Annotated in this window: 11 protein-coding genes; 5 read left to right on the plus strand and 6 right to left on the minus strand. The window is 65.5% G+C overall.

Annotation, left to right across the window (positions count from 1 at the left end; all coding sequences use genetic code 11):
- Window positions 1-4 precede the first annotated feature (4 nt).
- From XarbCFBP7408_RS13550 to XarbCFBP7408_RS13575, 6 genes are all read right to left on the minus strand, one after another.
- Window positions 5-1,555 carry a PepSY-associated TM helix domain-containing protein gene (locus XarbCFBP7408_RS13550; RefSeq protein WP_104563402.1) on the minus strand — a complete coding sequence of 517 codons (1,551 nt, stop codon included), beginning with the start codon at window positions 1,553-1,555 and terminating at the stop codon, window positions 5-7.
- Window positions 1,552-1,824 (minus strand): hypothetical protein, encoded by a 273-nt coding sequence (locus XarbCFBP7408_RS13555; protein ID WP_104563403.1) that lies wholly within the window; start codon window positions 1,822-1,824, stop codon window positions 1,552-1,554. Before XarbCFBP7408_RS13555 ends, XarbCFBP7408_RS13550 begins: the two co-directional genes overlap by 4 nt.
- Window positions 1,814-2,113: a hypothetical protein gene (locus XarbCFBP7408_RS13560; protein WP_104563404.1), complete on the minus strand. Its 300-nt coding sequence runs from the start codon at window positions 2,111-2,113 to the stop codon at window positions 1,814-1,816. Before XarbCFBP7408_RS13560 ends, XarbCFBP7408_RS13555 begins: the two co-directional genes overlap by 11 nt.
- A 386-nt stretch (window positions 2,114-2,499) precedes the next feature.
- Complete coding sequence (gene glgB / locus XarbCFBP7408_RS13565; protein WP_104563446.1) at window positions 2,500-4,683, minus strand: 1,4-alpha-glucan branching protein GlgB; 2,184 nt, start codon at window positions 4,681-4,683, stop codon at window positions 2,500-2,502.
- A gap of 11 nt (window positions 4,684-4,694) precedes the next feature.
- Complete coding sequence (gene treS, locus XarbCFBP7408_RS13570; protein ID WP_104563405.1) at window positions 4,695-8,045, minus strand: maltose alpha-D-glucosyltransferase; 3,351 nt, start codon at window positions 8,043-8,045, stop codon at window positions 4,695-4,697.
- Window positions 8,042-11,158 (minus strand): maltotransferase domain-containing protein, encoded by a 3,117-nt coding sequence (locus XarbCFBP7408_RS13575; protein WP_104563406.1) that lies wholly within the window; start codon window positions 11,156-11,158, stop codon window positions 8,042-8,044. The genes treS and XarbCFBP7408_RS13575 overlap by 4 nt, the downstream gene beginning before the upstream one ends.
- A 362-nt stretch (window positions 11,159-11,520) precedes the next feature.
- Between XarbCFBP7408_RS13575 and XarbCFBP7408_RS13580 the strand changes: the two genes are divergently transcribed.
- The 5 genes from XarbCFBP7408_RS13580 (at window position 11,521) to XarbCFBP7408_RS13595 (ending at window position 14,472) form a co-directional block, all read left to right on the plus strand.
- Window positions 11,521-12,186, plus strand: coding sequence for a hypothetical protein (locus XarbCFBP7408_RS13580; protein WP_104563407.1), 666 nt, complete (start codon window positions 11,521-11,523; stop codon window positions 12,184-12,186).
- Window positions 12,187-12,275: 89 nt separating this feature from the next.
- Window positions 12,276-12,449: a hypothetical protein gene (locus XarbCFBP7408_RS22780; protein WP_181106236.1), complete on the plus strand. Its 174-nt coding sequence runs from the start codon at window positions 12,276-12,278 to the stop codon at window positions 12,447-12,449.
- A gap of 237 nt (window positions 12,450-12,686) precedes the next feature.
- The gene (locus tag XarbCFBP7408_RS13585; RefSeq protein WP_181106234.1) at window positions 12,687-13,418 is read left to right on the plus strand and encodes a carbon-nitrogen hydrolase family protein; all 732 of its coding nucleotides are present in this window, start codon (window positions 12,687-12,689) and stop codon (window positions 13,416-13,418) included.
- A 355-nt stretch (window positions 13,419-13,773) separates the two neighbouring features.
- Window positions 13,774-14,061, plus strand: coding sequence for a hypothetical protein (locus XarbCFBP7408_RS13590; RefSeq protein ID WP_219820274.1), 288 nt, complete (start codon window positions 13,774-13,776; stop codon window positions 14,059-14,061).
- 105 nt (window positions 14,062-14,166) lie between these two features.
- Window positions 14,167-14,472: a hypothetical protein gene (locus tag XarbCFBP7408_RS13595; RefSeq protein ID WP_181106232.1), complete on the plus strand. Its 306-nt coding sequence runs from the start codon at window positions 14,167-14,169 to the stop codon at window positions 14,470-14,472.
- Window positions 14,473-14,500: the final 28 nt, after the last annotated feature.

The following is a 14,500-nucleotide window of genomic DNA, read 5'->3' on the forward strand; positions in this document are numbered from 1 at the left end:
CGACTCAGCGCGTTGCGCGCTTCCACGCCCAGACGCTGTTGGGATCGCCCTGCAGTCCGCGCCGCCTGCTCGCACGCGCCAGTTGCCAGTACGCCCATGCCAACACCAGGGCGATCAGGTCCACGACCAGCACCGTCGCGTCCTGCCACGGCAGCACCACGCCATGTGCCGAAACACAGCTGGCCAGCGGAATCAGCGCGGTCAATCCAGCGCAGGCCAGCAAGGCCTCGTACGCACCACGTGCGGTAGGACGGACCAGCGCCCACACCAGCACGGCCGCAAAGACCGCGTAATAGACATAACGCTCCTGTCCTTGCGCAAGCAGGCGTGCGGCGATGAACAAGGCCGAGATGCCGGCGACGCTACCCAGGCAGACGCCGATGGTCAGGCGCGCCATCGCGTGGGTGCGGCGCGGTTGATCCACCAGCCGACGCTTGCGGCGTGTTTCGATCCACAACAGGTTGCCGCTGTAGAACAGGAACGCACCGCCCAACCCGAGCAGGAAATACAGCCACTGCACCGGCGCATGCCCGAAGTTGCCGAAGTGCAGCCCTTGCAGCCCGCGCAAGGCGGCGGTGCCTGGCGACATCGTCCTTGGTTCGAGCACGCGCAGGACCTGGCCGGTTGCCGCGTCCAATGCCACGCCACCGAGTGTGTTGAGGCGGCGCTGATCGTTGTGGCCATACACTTCCGCGCGTGCATTGGCATCGCCTGCATCATGGAACCCGATGCTCTCCGGTACAAAGCCCGGGCTGGCCGCGCGCGCCTTGTCCAGCAGCACCGCCAGCGGCAACACCGGTGCCGCACGCCTGGCTGCTTGCACATGCGGGGTGAGTTCGAACTCCGGCGCCAGGATCTGCATCAGCTTGCCGTCGAACACCAGGAACTGGAACGGCGCCAGCAACAGCACGCCCAGGCACAACACCGCGCCGGACCAGGCAAAGATCACATGGAACGGCAGCGACAACATGCCGACCACATTGTGCGCGTCCTGCCACAGGCGCTTGAGGTTATGCCCCGGCCGCAACGCGAACAGGTCCTTGAAGAACACCGGCGCGTACAGCACCACCCCGCTGAGCAATGCCAGCCCGTACAGCACGCTTACCACACCGAACAGATAGGTGCCGAACACGCGTGGCAGGCCGGCGGTGAAGTGCAGGTCGTAGAGGAAGTCGGCAAAGCCCACGCGCTGCGGCAATTCCAGCAGGCGGCCATCGGCGGCCTGTTGATACTGCCGCATGCCGCCACTGGCCTCGGCCTGCGGCCCATACCAGTACAGCCGCGGAGTCGGCCCGTGCTCGCCGGGCAGCAGCACCAGGAAGGAGTCGGCCACCTGCGGATGCCGGGCGATCACCGCATCCAGCAAGGTCTGCGCGGCGGCGACGGGATCTGCCGGCGCAGGCTGTGTGACAGGCGGCGTGGCCTGCCAGCCGCTCAATTCATGCGTGAACACGGTGATGGCGCCGGCGTAGAAGGCGATGAACAAGGCCATGCCCGCCAACAGACCCATCCAGCTGTGGACCGACAGAAACGCGCGCAAGGTCGATGCCTTCATGCGCCCAGCTCCGTCCAGCCCAATGCCTTGATGCCTGCAAGTGCGAGGTAGCACAGCAGCGTCAGCCCGCCGAGCACGACCCAGGCACGCGATGCGCGACGGAACACGAACGGCAGCGCCATCGCGCCCACCCAGGCCGGAAACAGCAGCAGCAACCATGCCAGCGTGTAGCTCTGCTGCGGCCCCGGCAGCAACAGGGCGCACAGGCCGACCACGCCGACCGCAAGCGGCAGGCCCAGCATTACTGCGGCCAGCCACCTAGCCCACATGGCGCACCTGCCTGCGCTGCGTACGCGCCTGCTGCCAGGCATCCAGATACGGCAGCGCCACCGCTACCAGCATCAGCGCCGTCCCTGCGGCGAAGATGCCGGCCCAGGTGCCCAAGGCCTGTATGGCGCAACCCAGCGCCAGCAGCAGCAACGCGCTGGCGCCGATGCGTAGCGCGCGCGCCGACAGCCGGCGCTGCGGCCACAGGCGCTGATGCCGTGTTGCCAGATAGAACGCCAGCGCCGACGCCGCAGCGCCGAGCAGGTAGCACCAGGTCATCAAACCGCTCATGCCTGCGCCTGCGCCGAAGCGGAGAAACGCAACACACCGAGCTGCGCTGGCCGCGCGCCGCGACCTTGCGCGCCGACACACGGCGAACGTGCACCCCACACCAATGCATGCGCGCGTCCAGCGATGCGCACACCATGGATAAACGGCTCAACCATCGAAGAAACCACCGCCATCAAGACGCCCACGCACCACACTCCCGTACACACGGTCGACGGAAGGCATGGCGGCGGCTGTGCCCGGCAGCCCTCCCCGGGCCGCCTAAGTAGCGGGTGGCACCCCTGCTGCACCGCCCGGTGGGCGCGCAGCGAGGTGTTGGCCGCTCTACGGCGCGCAATCTAACAGGTGCCACAGCGCCGGACCAGCGGTCCGGCACTGTGTGCGCTGCATCAGCCCTGCGGCGTCAGCACGATGACGCCCAGCGGCGGCAACAACAACGGCAGGGATTGCGCATGGCCGTGCATGGACTGCTGCTCGGCGCTCACCACACCGCCATTGCCCAGGTTCGCGCCGCCGTAGATGCCGGCATCGCTATTGAACACCTCGCGCCACTGGCCGCCTTGCGGCACGCCGATGCGGTAGCCGTGCTGCACGATCGGGGTGAAGTTGATCACCACCAACACCGGCGCATCGCCGCGCTTTGCCTTGCGCAGGAACGCGACGACGCTGTTGGCCGCGTCATCGCCGACCACCCAGGCAAACCCGGCCGGGTCGTCGTCCTGCGCGTGCAGCGCGGGGTATTCGACATACAGCCGATTCAGATCGCGCACCAGAGTCTGCACGCCGCGATGGCGCGGGTCGTCGAGCAGATGCCAGGGAATGCCGCCGTCGTGGTTCCACTCGGTGGGCTGGCCGAATTCGCAGCCCATGAACAGCAACTTGCGCCCCGGGTGGGTGAACATGTAACCCAGGTAGGCGCGCAGGTTGGCAAAGCGCTGCCAGTCGTCGCCCGGCATGCGGCCGAGCAACGAGCCCTTGCCGTGCACCACTTCGTCGTGCGAGATCGGCAGCACGAAGCGCTCCGAATACGCATAGACCATGCTGAAGGTCAGCTCGCCATGGTGGTAACGGCGGTAGATCGGATCCAGCGCCGCGTAATGCAGGGTGTCGTGCATCCAGCCCATGTTCCACTTGTAGTGGAAGCCCAGGCCGCCGTGCGCCACATCGGCAGTGACGCCGGGGAACGCGGTGGATTCCTCGGCAATCATCACCGCACCCGGGGTGTGCTCGCGCACTACCGCGTTGAGCCGGCGCAGGAAGGCGATGGTCTCGTAGTTCTCGCGCCCGCCGTGGATGTTGGGTACCCACTCGCCGGCATTGCGGCTGTAGTCGCGGTACAGCATCGAGGCCACCGCATCCACGCGCAGGCCGTCGACGTGGAAGCGCTGCAGGAACTCCAGCGCACTGGCGATCAGGAACCCGGACACCTCGCGCCGCCCGTGGTTGTAGATCAGCGTATTCCAGTCGCGGTGGAAGCCTTCGCGCGGGTCGGCATGTTCGTACAGCGCGGTGCCGTCGAAATGCGCCAGGCCGTGGGCGTCGGTGGGGAAATGCGCCGGCACCCAGTCAACGATCACGCCGATGCCTTCGCGGTGGCAGCGATCGACGAAGCGGGCAAAGCCATCCGGCGAGCCGAAGCGCGCGGTCGGCGCGAACAGGCCCAGCGGCTGATAACCCCACGAGCCACCGAACGGATGCTCGGTCACCGGCATCAGCTCGACATGGGTGAAGCCCATATCGGCCACGTACGGAATCAAGCGGTCGGCCAGGCCATCCCAGTCCAGGTCCACGCCTTCCTCGCGCAACCAGGAGCCGGCATGGATCTCGTAGATGCTCATCGGTGCGTCGTGCGCCTGGCGGCGCGCGCGCGTGGCCATCCAGCCGTCATCGCTCCACTGGTGCGGGGTGGGGTTGGCCACGATGGAGGCGGTGCCCGGCGCCAGCTCGGCACGCCGCGCCACCGGGTCGGCCTTGGCCGGCAACTCGTTCCCATGCGGGCCGCGTAGCTGGTACTTGTAATGCGCGCCCGGGCCGACGTCGGGCACGAACAGCTCCCACACGCCGGACTGGTGCCGCAGCCGCATCGGATGCCGGCGCGCGTCCCAACTGTTGAAATCGCCGACCACCGCCACGCGCGTGGCATTGGGCGCCCACACCGCAAAGCGCGTGCCGCGTACGCCATCGACTTCGATCGCGTTGGCGCCGAGTGCATCGGCCAATTGCAGGTGATGGCCTTCGCTGATCAGGTGCAGGTCGAAGTCGCTGAGTTGCGGGCCGAACGCATACGGGTCGGCGGTGTCCTGCTCGCCGCCGGGCCAGCCGATGCGCAGGCGGTAGCCGCCCTGCGCCGGCAACACGCCGGCGAACAGGCCCGGCTCCGGGCCTGCCTCCAGCGCGATGACCTGGCCATCGTCGAGCACGGCATTGACGTAGTCGGCACCCGGTTGATAGGTGCGCAGCAGCCGACCGCTGTCGGTCGGGTGCGCGCCCAGGATGGCGAATGCGTCGCCATGGCGTGCCTCGGCCAGGGCGCGGGTTGCGCCGGGATCCCATCGATTGGTCACTGCTGTCATCACTCCACTCATCATGTGTCTCCCGCACCAGCGCGCGCGCGGTGCAGGATGCGTCGCAAGCCCTCGATCGGCACCATCAGCCAGCCGGGGCGGTTGGCAGCCTCGTAACGCACCTCGTAACAGGCCTTCTCCACCAGGAACAGCAAGGTGGCCGCGTTGAACGCTGCCGGTGCGATCCATGGGTGCGTACTGGCGTCGAGCACGGCATGGTACGCGTCCAGAAACGCCTGTGTGGAGCGGCGACGGAACTGCACCAGGAACTCGTCCAGATGCGTGTCCACGCCCACGCCCGCACGGGCGGCGGTGCCTTCCTCGCCACGTGCCGACACTTCGCTGGCGTAATCGAGCGAGCGCAGGAAGCCGGCCACATCGCGCAGCGGGCTGGCCTTGGCGCGCCGCTCGGACAGCGGCTTGGCCGGCTCGCCTTCGAAGTCGATCAGCACCACATCGTCGAAGGCCACCAGGATCTGGCCCAGGTGGAAGTCGCCATGCACGCGCGTGAGCAAGGAATCGGCCAGCACGCTTGGCGCCTTGGCAAGCAAGGCATCCAGCTGCGGGCGCTCGGCCAGCACTGCTTCCAGCGCCTCGCGCTCGGCAGTGTCCTCACTGCTTGCCAGACGCGCATTGACGGTGTCCCACATCTCCTCGACCTGGCGTCCGACACCAGCCACCACATCGTTGGCGGTGGGCAGGTCGATGCGTTGCGGCGCGAAGTCGGCATCGTCGGTATCGCGCGAGAGTGCTTCGTGCAGTTCGGCCAGGCGCTTGCCGACCACCGCGGCGAAGGCGTCGTAGCCTGCGATGGCTTCGGCACGCGATTCATCGGTTTGGGCGGTGGCGTATTCGTCGAAGCTGCGCGCCAGATGGTCCAGCGTCCAGCGCCACGCATCGCCTTGATTGCGGATGAAGCCCTGCAGCAACGCGATGGTGGTGATGGTGCCCTGCGCGTCGATGCGGCTGATGCTGCCCAGCAAGGGCGCAGCGTTGGCGTAGCCCATCTCGGTCAGACGGCGGCCGATCTCGATCTCCGGATTGGCGCCGTTGGCCACGTGCCGCAGCAGCTTGAATACGGCCTTGTCGGCCACCACCAGCGAGCTGTTGCTCTGCTCGGCCGACAGCCAGCGGATCTCCGGATCCTGCGGTATTTCCAGCGTGGCCAGCGCCGGTGTCGCCTCGAAGCGCACCTGTCCCTGCTGCGAGGCGTCGTCGCCATCGCAGAACTCCAGCGCGGCGTTGTCGCGCAATGCGGCGATCACCCCGCGCACCATCGGCTTGAGCGCGAAGGCATCGGTGAGGTAGCCGACCTCGCGGCCCTGGCGCACGCGTGCCAGCGCCAGCTGCTCGGCCAGCGTGCTGGGGTGGTCGCGCTCCCACACGATGCCGATCGGCAGCATATAGCTCTCGTGGTGGCCGTCTTCCAGCTCCACCTCCAGCTCCAGCAGGCTCATCGGCTCGGCGCCCGGCAGCGGCGTGCGGCGCGAGATGCGCACGTGCTTGAGTGCCTGGTCCTTGGCCGAGAACCAGCGCCGTGCCGACAACCAGGCCGGCAGGATCTCCGCTTCCAGCGTGGGCAGATGCGGCAGCAGCGCATTGCTCTCGTCGGTATCGCTGCGCAACACCAGCGTGCGGTAGTCCGGCAACGGCACCGGGCTGGGCACGTGCCAGTCCGGCAAGGTGCCTTCGCTGACCAGCTGGAACGCGTAGAAGCCGAACGGCGGCACGGTGAGCAGATAGGTCAGCCTCCCGACCGGCGGGAAGCTGCCGCCGCCGATGATGTCCACCGGCACGCGGCCCTCGAACTCGGACAGGTCCAGTTCCACCGCCTGCAGCGTGTGCGACAGGTTGGCCACGCACAGCACCGTCTCGTCCTGATAGCAACGCAGGTAGGCCAGCATGCGGCGGTTGCCCGGGTACAGAAAGCGCAGCGCGCCACGGCCGAAGGCCTGGTAGCGCTTGCGCACGCTGAGCACGCGGCGGGTCCAGGTCAGCAGTGAATGCTGGTCGCGGATCTGCGCTTCCACATTCACTGCCTGGAAGCCGTACAGCGGGTCCATTACCGGCGGCAGCACCAGCTGCGCCGGGTCGGCGCGCGAGAAGCCGCCATTGCGGTCGATCGACCACTGCATCGGCGTGCGCACGCCATCGCGGTCGCCCAGATGGATGTTGTCGCCCATGCCGATCTCGTCGCCGTAATACAGCACCGGCGTGCCGGGCATGGTCAGCAACAGGGAGGTCATCAACTCGATGCGGCGGCGGTCGCGCTCCAGCAGCGGCGCCAACCGGCGCCGGATGCCCAGATTGATGCGCGCGCGACGGTCGGCCGCATAGGTCTGCCACAGGTAATCGCGCTCCGAGTCAGTGACCATTTCCAGCGTCAACTCGTCGTGGTTACGCAGGAAGATCGCCCACTGGCAGCTCTCCGGAATCTCCGGGGTCTGGCGCATGATGTCGGTGATGGGGAAGCGGTCTTCGCGCGCGATCGCCATGTACATGCGCGGCATCAGCGGGAAGTGGAACGCCATATGGCATTCGTCGGCGTTCTGGCCGAAGTACTGCTGGGTATCTTCCGGCCACATGTTGGCTTCGGCCAGCAGCATGCGATCCGGGTATTCGGCATCCAGCGTGGCGCGGATCTTGCGCAGGATCGCGTGGGTTTCCGGCAGGTTTTCGTTGGAGGTGCCGGAACGTTCGATCAGGTAGGGCACCGCATCCAGGCGCAGGCCGTCCACACCGCGGTCCAGCCAGAAGCGCATCACTTCCAGCACCGCTTCCAGCACCGCCGGGTTGTCGAAGTTCAGGTCCGGCTGGTGCGAATAGAAGCGGTGCCAGAAGTACTGCCCCGCCACCGGGTCCCAGGTCCAGTTGGATTTTTCGGTATCGCAGAAGATGATCCGCGTGCCTTCGTATTCCTGGTCGGTATCCGACCACACGTAGAAGTCGCGCTCCGGCGAGCCGGCCGGCGCGTTGCGCGCACGTTGAAACCAGGGGTGCTGATCGGAGGTGTGGTTGATCACCAGCTCGGTGACGATGCGGATGCCACGCGCATGCGCCTGCGCCACCAGCTGCTCGAAATCTTCGATGCTGCCGTAATCCGGATGCACCGCCATGTATTCGGCAATGTCGTAGCCGTCGTCGCGGCGTGGGCTGGGGTAGAACGGCAGCAGCCAGATGGTGTCCACGCCGAGTTCGGCGATGTAGTCCAGCTTGGAAATCAGCCCCGGGAAATCGCCGATGCCATCGTCGTTGGAGTCGAAGAACGACTTGACGTGCACCTGATAGATGATCGCGTCCTTGTACCAAAGCTGGTCTGCAACCACCGCGGACTGTTCCGCGTCGGCTTGTAACGATGGGACTGCATTCATGCGACCTCTCCTGCGCGGATGCGCCATAACGCGAACGGCCGCGTCGCCTCTAAACGGATGTGTTGTTGTTTTCCCTGCCATGTGAAGCGGTGGCCGTCCCACAGGTCGTCCACCGCAACGCTGGCGTGATCGGGCAGGCCCAACTCCCACAATGGCACTTCGATTGCGGCATCCTGCGCAGCGTTGGGGTCCAGGTTGATCGCCACCAACACCATGCTGCGGCTGCGCGACAGGTAGCCGGCATCCAGGAACTTGCCGAAGTACAGCACCTGGTCGTTGTGCGCCTGGTAGAAGCGCGTACCCAGGTGCGACTGCAGCTCCGGATGCATGCGGCGCAGCTGGTTGAAGCGGGTGATCTCATCGACGATGTCGCCGGGCGCACGCTCGGGCCAGGCGCGCAGCTGGAACTTCTCCGAGTCCAGATACTCTTCCTTGCCCGGCGCCAACGGCGTGGCTTCGCAGAGCTCGAAGCCCTGATACATGCCCCACAAGCCAGAAAGCGTGGTCGCCAGCGCGGCGCGGATCAGATGCCCGTTGCGCCCACTGGTCTGCAGGAACAGCGGATTGATGTCCGGCGTGTTGACGAAAAAGTGCGGGCGGAAGCATTCGCGCGGCACGCCCTGGTTCAACTCTTCCACATACTCCTGCAGCTCGTGCTTGTGGTTGCGCCAGGTGAAGTAGGTGTAGGACTGCGAGAAACCGCACTTGGCCAGGCGGTACATCATCTTCGGCCGGGTGAAGGCCTCCGACAGGAACACCACATCCGGCCGGCGCCCGCGGATATCGGCAATCAACCACTCCCAGAACGGGAACGGCTTGGTATGCGGGTTGTCGACGCGGAACAGCGTCACGCCCTCGTTGACCCAGAACAGCACCGCATCGCGCAACGTGTTCCACATGTCTGGCACCGCGCCGCTGGCGTAAAAGTCGACGTTGACGATGTCCTGGTACTTCTTCGGCGGATTCTCCGCATACGGAATCGAGCCATCGGCGCGCCAGGTGAACCAGTCCTGGTGATCCTTCAACCACGGGTGATCTGGCGCGCACTGGATGGCGAAATCCAGCGCCACTTCCAGCCCATGCGCACGTGCGGCCTGGATCAAGCGGCGGAAGCCTTCGAGCCCGCCGAGCTCGGCATGCACCTCGGTGTGGCCGCCATCTGCCGCGCCGATCGCATACGGGCTGCCCGGCTCACCGTCGACCGCGGTGACCGAGTTGTTGCGGCCCTTGCGGTTCTTCGCGCCGATCGGGTGGATCGGTGGCATGTACAGCACGTCGAAGTTCATCGCGCGGATATGCGCCAGCCGCTTGATCACATCGTCGAAGGTGCCGTGCCGTTGCGGATCGCCGCTTTGCGAGCGCGGGAACAATTCGTACCAGCTGGCGAAATGCGCCGCGCGCCGCTCCGATTCGACCCGGAAGGTGACCGGCGTCTCGGAGCGGAACGGCTTGTCGTCGGCCGCTGCCATCGCCTGCGCGGTGTCCGGCTCCAGCACGATCGCCAGCTGCTGCAGCGGCTCGCTCTGCGCGCCGATGCGGGTGAGGACGGCCTGCAGGCGCCCGGCCAAGGCACCGCTGCTGCGTGCGTGCGCGGCCTGCACCACGGCCACCGCTTCCTGCACGTCCACCGGCAGCACCGTGTTGGCGGCGCGCTTCTTTTCCAGATCCGCATGCAAGGTGGCGAACACATCGCGCCAGCCTTCCACCCGGAACTCATAGGTGCCGATGCGCTCCAGCGGGAACTCCGCACGCCAGCGATCGTTGCCCAACGCACGCATCGGCGCGCTGGCCCAGGTCTTGGCATCGGCCGGGCGCCACAGCACCGCCACCGCGATACGGTCGTGCCCATCGCAGAACGCATCGGCTTCCACGCAGATGCGGTCGCCCACGGTGCGCTTGACCGGGAAGCGGCCGTTATCGACCGACGGGGTCACCGACTCGATGCACACGCGCGGCCAGGCGGCCGCGGTCTGCGGGCGCGGGCGCATGCGCGGCACCGCCAGCACGTGCCGGGCCGGCACGCTGCGATAGACCCGCACCTCGCCCGGCTCCAATGCTTCCAGCGTCGCGCCGGAGAGCGTGCTGCCGTCCTCGCCCACCAGCGCTTCGGCATCGCCGAGCAGGCGCAGCAGATCCGGCGCCGGGACCGGCACCACATGATCGGCATCGCCGTTGATCAACAACAGCGACGGCACGCCGGCCAAGGGCTCGATGGCCACCGCCGTCAGGCCGGTGGCTTCACGCAGCAGCGGGCGCAACCGCAAACCGGCATTGCTGGGCGGTACGCCATCGCGGGCCCTGATCGACAAGGGCAATGTCTCCAGCTGGGTTTCGTCCAGCAGCCACGCCCCGCCCAGTGCCTGGGCCAGCTGCCAGTGCTGCGCGGGAGTGGCCGCAGATTTGCCATCGGGCGCGCCCACCACTGCGACAACCTGCGACGCCAACGCGCGCAGCGCCGTGTCTTCGTCGAAGAACCAGCTGCCGCGGCCGTCCCACCATGCGAGCGAGGAGAACGCCACATCGAACCCGGCACCGGCCAGCTGCTGCAAGGCCTCCAGCCCCAAGCCCGGCGTCCACGCCGCAAACACCACCTCCGGTGCCTGCGCATGCACGCGGGCGATCAACTCGCGCCAGCGCTGCGCCGGCACCTGCTGCGGCTGCAGCAGGCGGAAGCCGGCCACGCCCTGCGAGGCCCAGTCCAGCAAGCGCGCGCTCCACCACTCCACCAGCGCCGCACCTTCCTGCGCATAGGTAAAGCGTGCCTCGGCCACTTCGGGCGTGGCGCGCGGCTGGCGCGGGTCCGGTACCGCCGTGCTGCGCGCGCGGAACCACTGCGGGTTGTCGCGCACCACGGCGCTGGCGCCGCCCACTTCATCCAGGCGCACATCGAGCAGCAGCTTCACGCCGGCCCGGTGCGCGGCCTGCACCACCTCGCGCAGACGCTGCGCGTCTTCCTCGCCGGTGGTGGTGACCTCGCTCAGCCGGCCTTCCGCGTCGCGTGCAAACGGCGGCGCGAGCACCACATGGTCAAAGCCCGCCTCGCGCGCCGACTTGCAGCGCTGCTCCAGCCCGGCCTGCTCGCCGGTTGCCTCATTGAGGACACAGATCCGCATGGCGCCCCCTCAGCAGACCACGGCGCGCGTACGCACCGTGACGAAGGAAACGACACGGGCCGAGCCACCCCGCAGATCCACCGGCGCTCGGTCACGACGCGCCAGTCCAACTCCCGTCCGGATCGACCCCTGCCTACTCAAGGCCTGGTCGCCCCTTCCTACCGTGACTGCACTCATGCGCAACTCCGCAACGATTCTTGACCGATGCAGTCAAACACCCCCATTGCGAATTTCATGTGTCGGTGGAATTGACGAAAATCAAACAAGCGCGGCTGTGGTGCGCATGGCGTACGGTGACACCGTCCTGCTGAAAGGCCGGCCGTCTTGCCGCACACTACCGCGCCACATTTGGAGTGATTGCCATGCACAAGGCCTGGATGCTTGCCCTGTTGGGCGTTTCGCCTTTGGTCTACGCCGCGCCTGCCGACGACGATGCCGCCTGCCGCAATGGGTTGTTCACCAGCGCACCGGTGGCGTTCTCGCTCGGCAAGGTCATCCTGCCGCGCCTGTACCTGCTCAAGGACACCGATGGTTGCCCGGACACGGGCGGGGCCGCATGCCAGGGACGCGCCTACGTGGTCAAGAACGATATCGTCCTGACGGCGCAACGCCGCAATGCCTACGTCTGCGTGCTCTATCCCAACAAGGGAGGCGGCAGTGCTGGTTGGGTTGCACAGTCCAGCCTGCAGATGCAGCCAAGCGCTGCCACGCCCACGCCACAGGCGTGGAACGGCCACTGGCACGACGGCGACAACACGCTGCAGTTGACCCCCAACGCAGACGGCAGCATCACGGTCAACGGCGATGCGTACTGGCCAAGCGCCTTTCCCGACCCGGAACAGACGCCGGGCGGCCCGCACACGGGCTCGGTCACCGCGCGCGGCTATCCAGAAGGCAACCGCGTCGAGGTCAACGAGAACACGTGCAAGGTGCGCCTGCAATTGCTGGGCGATATGCTGCTGGCCGACGACAACCTGCAATGCGGCGGAATGAACGTTTCCTTCGGCGGGGTGTATCGAAAGAAGTAACGCAAGCCTACGCCCGATGCGCCGCGCTCCTGCAGAGGAAGGCGCATAAACAGCAGCCGGCGACGCCAGCAGCGGAAGAGAGCAGGCTGGTGTACCGGATGCAGCTGCAGTACCACGGCGACCAGGCTGCCGGCGGGCGCCATTACGTGATCTACAAGGACGGCCAGAAAGTCGACGATGGACGCAGCGATGCCAACGGATTCACCAACGCACACAATGCCGACTACGACCAGGTGTGGACAACCACGGTGCTCAACAAATGAGTCCCTGCTTCAGTGCGGCGCACCCTGATCTATAACCAATCACGCTGGAGAAGACCGGTAACCATCCGGGCAACCTATCCTCCTGAGACCGGCGCTGAAGATAGGCATCCAGGCAAGACGTCTCGCTTTCGAAAGTGTAGGCGTTCGAGCAGCATATCCGGGCTTTCAAGCGCACTCTGGGTACCAGCCTTTCGGAATCCGCTACGCTCAGCCCAACACGTGGACACGAGACAGGCAATGAAGCTGACAGCTGCGCAAATCCTTTCGACGCCTGGCGAACTCGAAGAAAACATCAGTAAGCACCTCGATGTCATTCGCCTGGCGGCAAGCAAGGGTGCGGACGTGCTGGTCTTTCCCGAGCTTTCCCTCACCGGTTACGAACCAGGACTGGCGCAGGCGCTGGCGGTGTACCCGGCTGATCAGCGCTTTGATCGATTTCAGTCGGCAAGTGACCGGCACGGCATGCTCATCGCTGTTGGCGTACCCACGAAAGGGGCGAAAGGCACCGAAATCAGCATGCTCTGCTTCCAGCCGGGGCTGGAGCGCACAAGCTACTCCAAACAGCAGCTGCATCTCGACGAGTTACCGTTCTTCACCGCCGGTACCGAGCAGCTTGTGCTCAGGCACGCAGATCGGGTGCTGGCGCCTGCCATTTGCTACGAGTCACTGCAGGCAAGCCATGCGGAACAAGCTGCAGCGTCAGGTGCTGGCATGTATCTGGCAAGCGTGGCCAAATCCGAGAGAGGCGTGGCATCGGCCTACAGTCATTATCCGATGATTGCAAGAACGCATTCCATGACTGTCTTGATGGCGAATTGTGTAGGCCCCGCCGACACCTTCATAGGAGCGGGCCGGTCTGCCATCTGGAGCAGTGATGGTGACCTCGTTTGCAGCGCTGATGCCTTCCAGGAGGCATTGGTCGTGTACGACACCAGGTCTGGAGAGGCGAACGTCTTCAGATTGGCTTGAGGTCAGGGCAAGGCTAATGAAAGGCAGCCTTATCTATGTGGTGACACTCGGCAATCCCACTCACCCGCTGCGTCGGCAGGCGTGTGAGGTCATCCGCAGAGGCGGGTTCGGCTTGAACGCATTGTCAGTAAGCAATGACCTGCGGGTACAAGCTCTTTGCGCTGTTAAGCGTATCAGCCAACGTCCCTACCTTGGACAGGGGCCTGCCGATATCCTGCTCGGGATCGGCGTAGAAATAATGGCAGAAAGCGAGCACAGCCATTTATAGCGCATGTGAGAGCGAGCTCGATAAGACGCAGGGAACAGGGCTTGCATCCTCTGGTGCGCACCTTACGTGCGCCATCAGGATGAACCCATGCGACTGCAGTTCTGCTTGCTTGCGTTGGCAATGACATTTGCGCCACACGTACTTGCCAAAGGATCTTCCACAGCGTTGTCTGATGCCAACATCAGGACGTTGCTGATTCAACAATCGATCAATGCATATCCCGGCAACTGCCCCTGCCCGTACAACGCGGCACGCAATGGCAGCAGCTGCGGCGGTAGAAGCGCCTATAGCCGTGCCGGTGGCTATGCTCCGCTGTGTTACCCAAAAGACGTGACCAAGGCAATGGTTGCCGACTACCGGGCCGGAACGCAGTGAAGCCGATAGCCCAGGCTGGCCGCATCACCCAGGCCAGACCGGTCCTCACGTCGTTCGTCTTCTACGGCCACGCAGAGACCATCAAGTAGTTACGAGGAAACATCCATGAAAAAGGCAAAGATCGTTTTGGCGATCGTGGTGGCACTCGCCTCCGCTTCAGTGTACGCGCAGACCCGTGTCAATGGTTACCACCGCGCTGATGGCACTTATGTGCAACCTCACTATCGCAGTGCGGCCAACAGCACAACGCTCGACAATTATTCGACACGTGGGAACGTGAATCCATACACCGGAAAACTTGGAACTGTCGATCCGTATAAAGAACAGAACACTTACCGCCAGCCAGCACCACAGCCAACCTACGGACCATCGAGGGCTGACGCCGTCAATCCTTATGGATCCGGTTACTGATGCATCAAACCCTGCCTCGGCAGGGGTT

The sequence above is a fragment of the Xanthomonas arboricola pv. guizotiae genome (genome assembly GCF_002940205.1).
GTDB lineage: Bacteria > Pseudomonadota > Gammaproteobacteria > Xanthomonadales > Xanthomonadaceae > Xanthomonas > Xanthomonas arboricola_C.

Bases quoted from the DNA above. Each gene is read 5' to 3' on its own strand.
- XarbCFBP7408_RS13550 (WP_104563402.1), bottom strand. From the start codon at position 1,555: ATGAAGGCATCGACCTTGCGCGCGTTTCTGTCGGTCCACAGCTGGATG.
- XarbCFBP7408_RS13555 (WP_104563403.1), bottom strand. From the start codon at position 1,824: ATGTGGGCTAGGTGGCTGGCCGCAGTAATGCTGGGCCTGCCGCTTGCG.
- XarbCFBP7408_RS13560 (WP_104563404.1), bottom strand. From the start codon at position 2,113: ATGAGCGGTTTGATGACCTGGTGCTACCTGCTCGGCGCTGCGGCGTCG.
- glgB (WP_104563446.1), bottom strand. From the start codon at position 4,683: ATGACAGCAGTGACCAATCGATGGGATCCCGGCGCAACCCGCGCCCTG.
- treS (WP_104563405.1), bottom strand. From the start codon at position 8,045: ATGAATGCAGTCCCATCGTTACAAGCCGACGCGGAACAGTCCGCGGTG.
- XarbCFBP7408_RS13575 (WP_104563406.1), bottom strand. From the start codon at position 11,158: ATGCGGATCTGTGTCCTCAATGAGGCAACCGGCGAGCAGGCCGGGCTG.
- XarbCFBP7408_RS13580 (WP_104563407.1), top strand. From the start codon at position 11,521: ATGCACAAGGCCTGGATGCTTGCCCTGTTGGGCGTTTCGCCTTTGGTC.
- XarbCFBP7408_RS13585 (WP_181106234.1), top strand. From the start codon at position 12,687: ATGAAGCTGACAGCTGCGCAAATCCTTTCGACGCCTGGCGAACTCGAA.
- XarbCFBP7408_RS13590 (WP_219820274.1), top strand. From the start codon at position 13,774: ATGCGACTGCAGTTCTGCTTGCTTGCGTTGGCAATGACATTTGCGCCA.
- XarbCFBP7408_RS13595 (WP_181106232.1), top strand. From the start codon at position 14,167: ATGAAAAAGGCAAAGATCGTTTTGGCGATCGTGGTGGCACTCGCCTCC.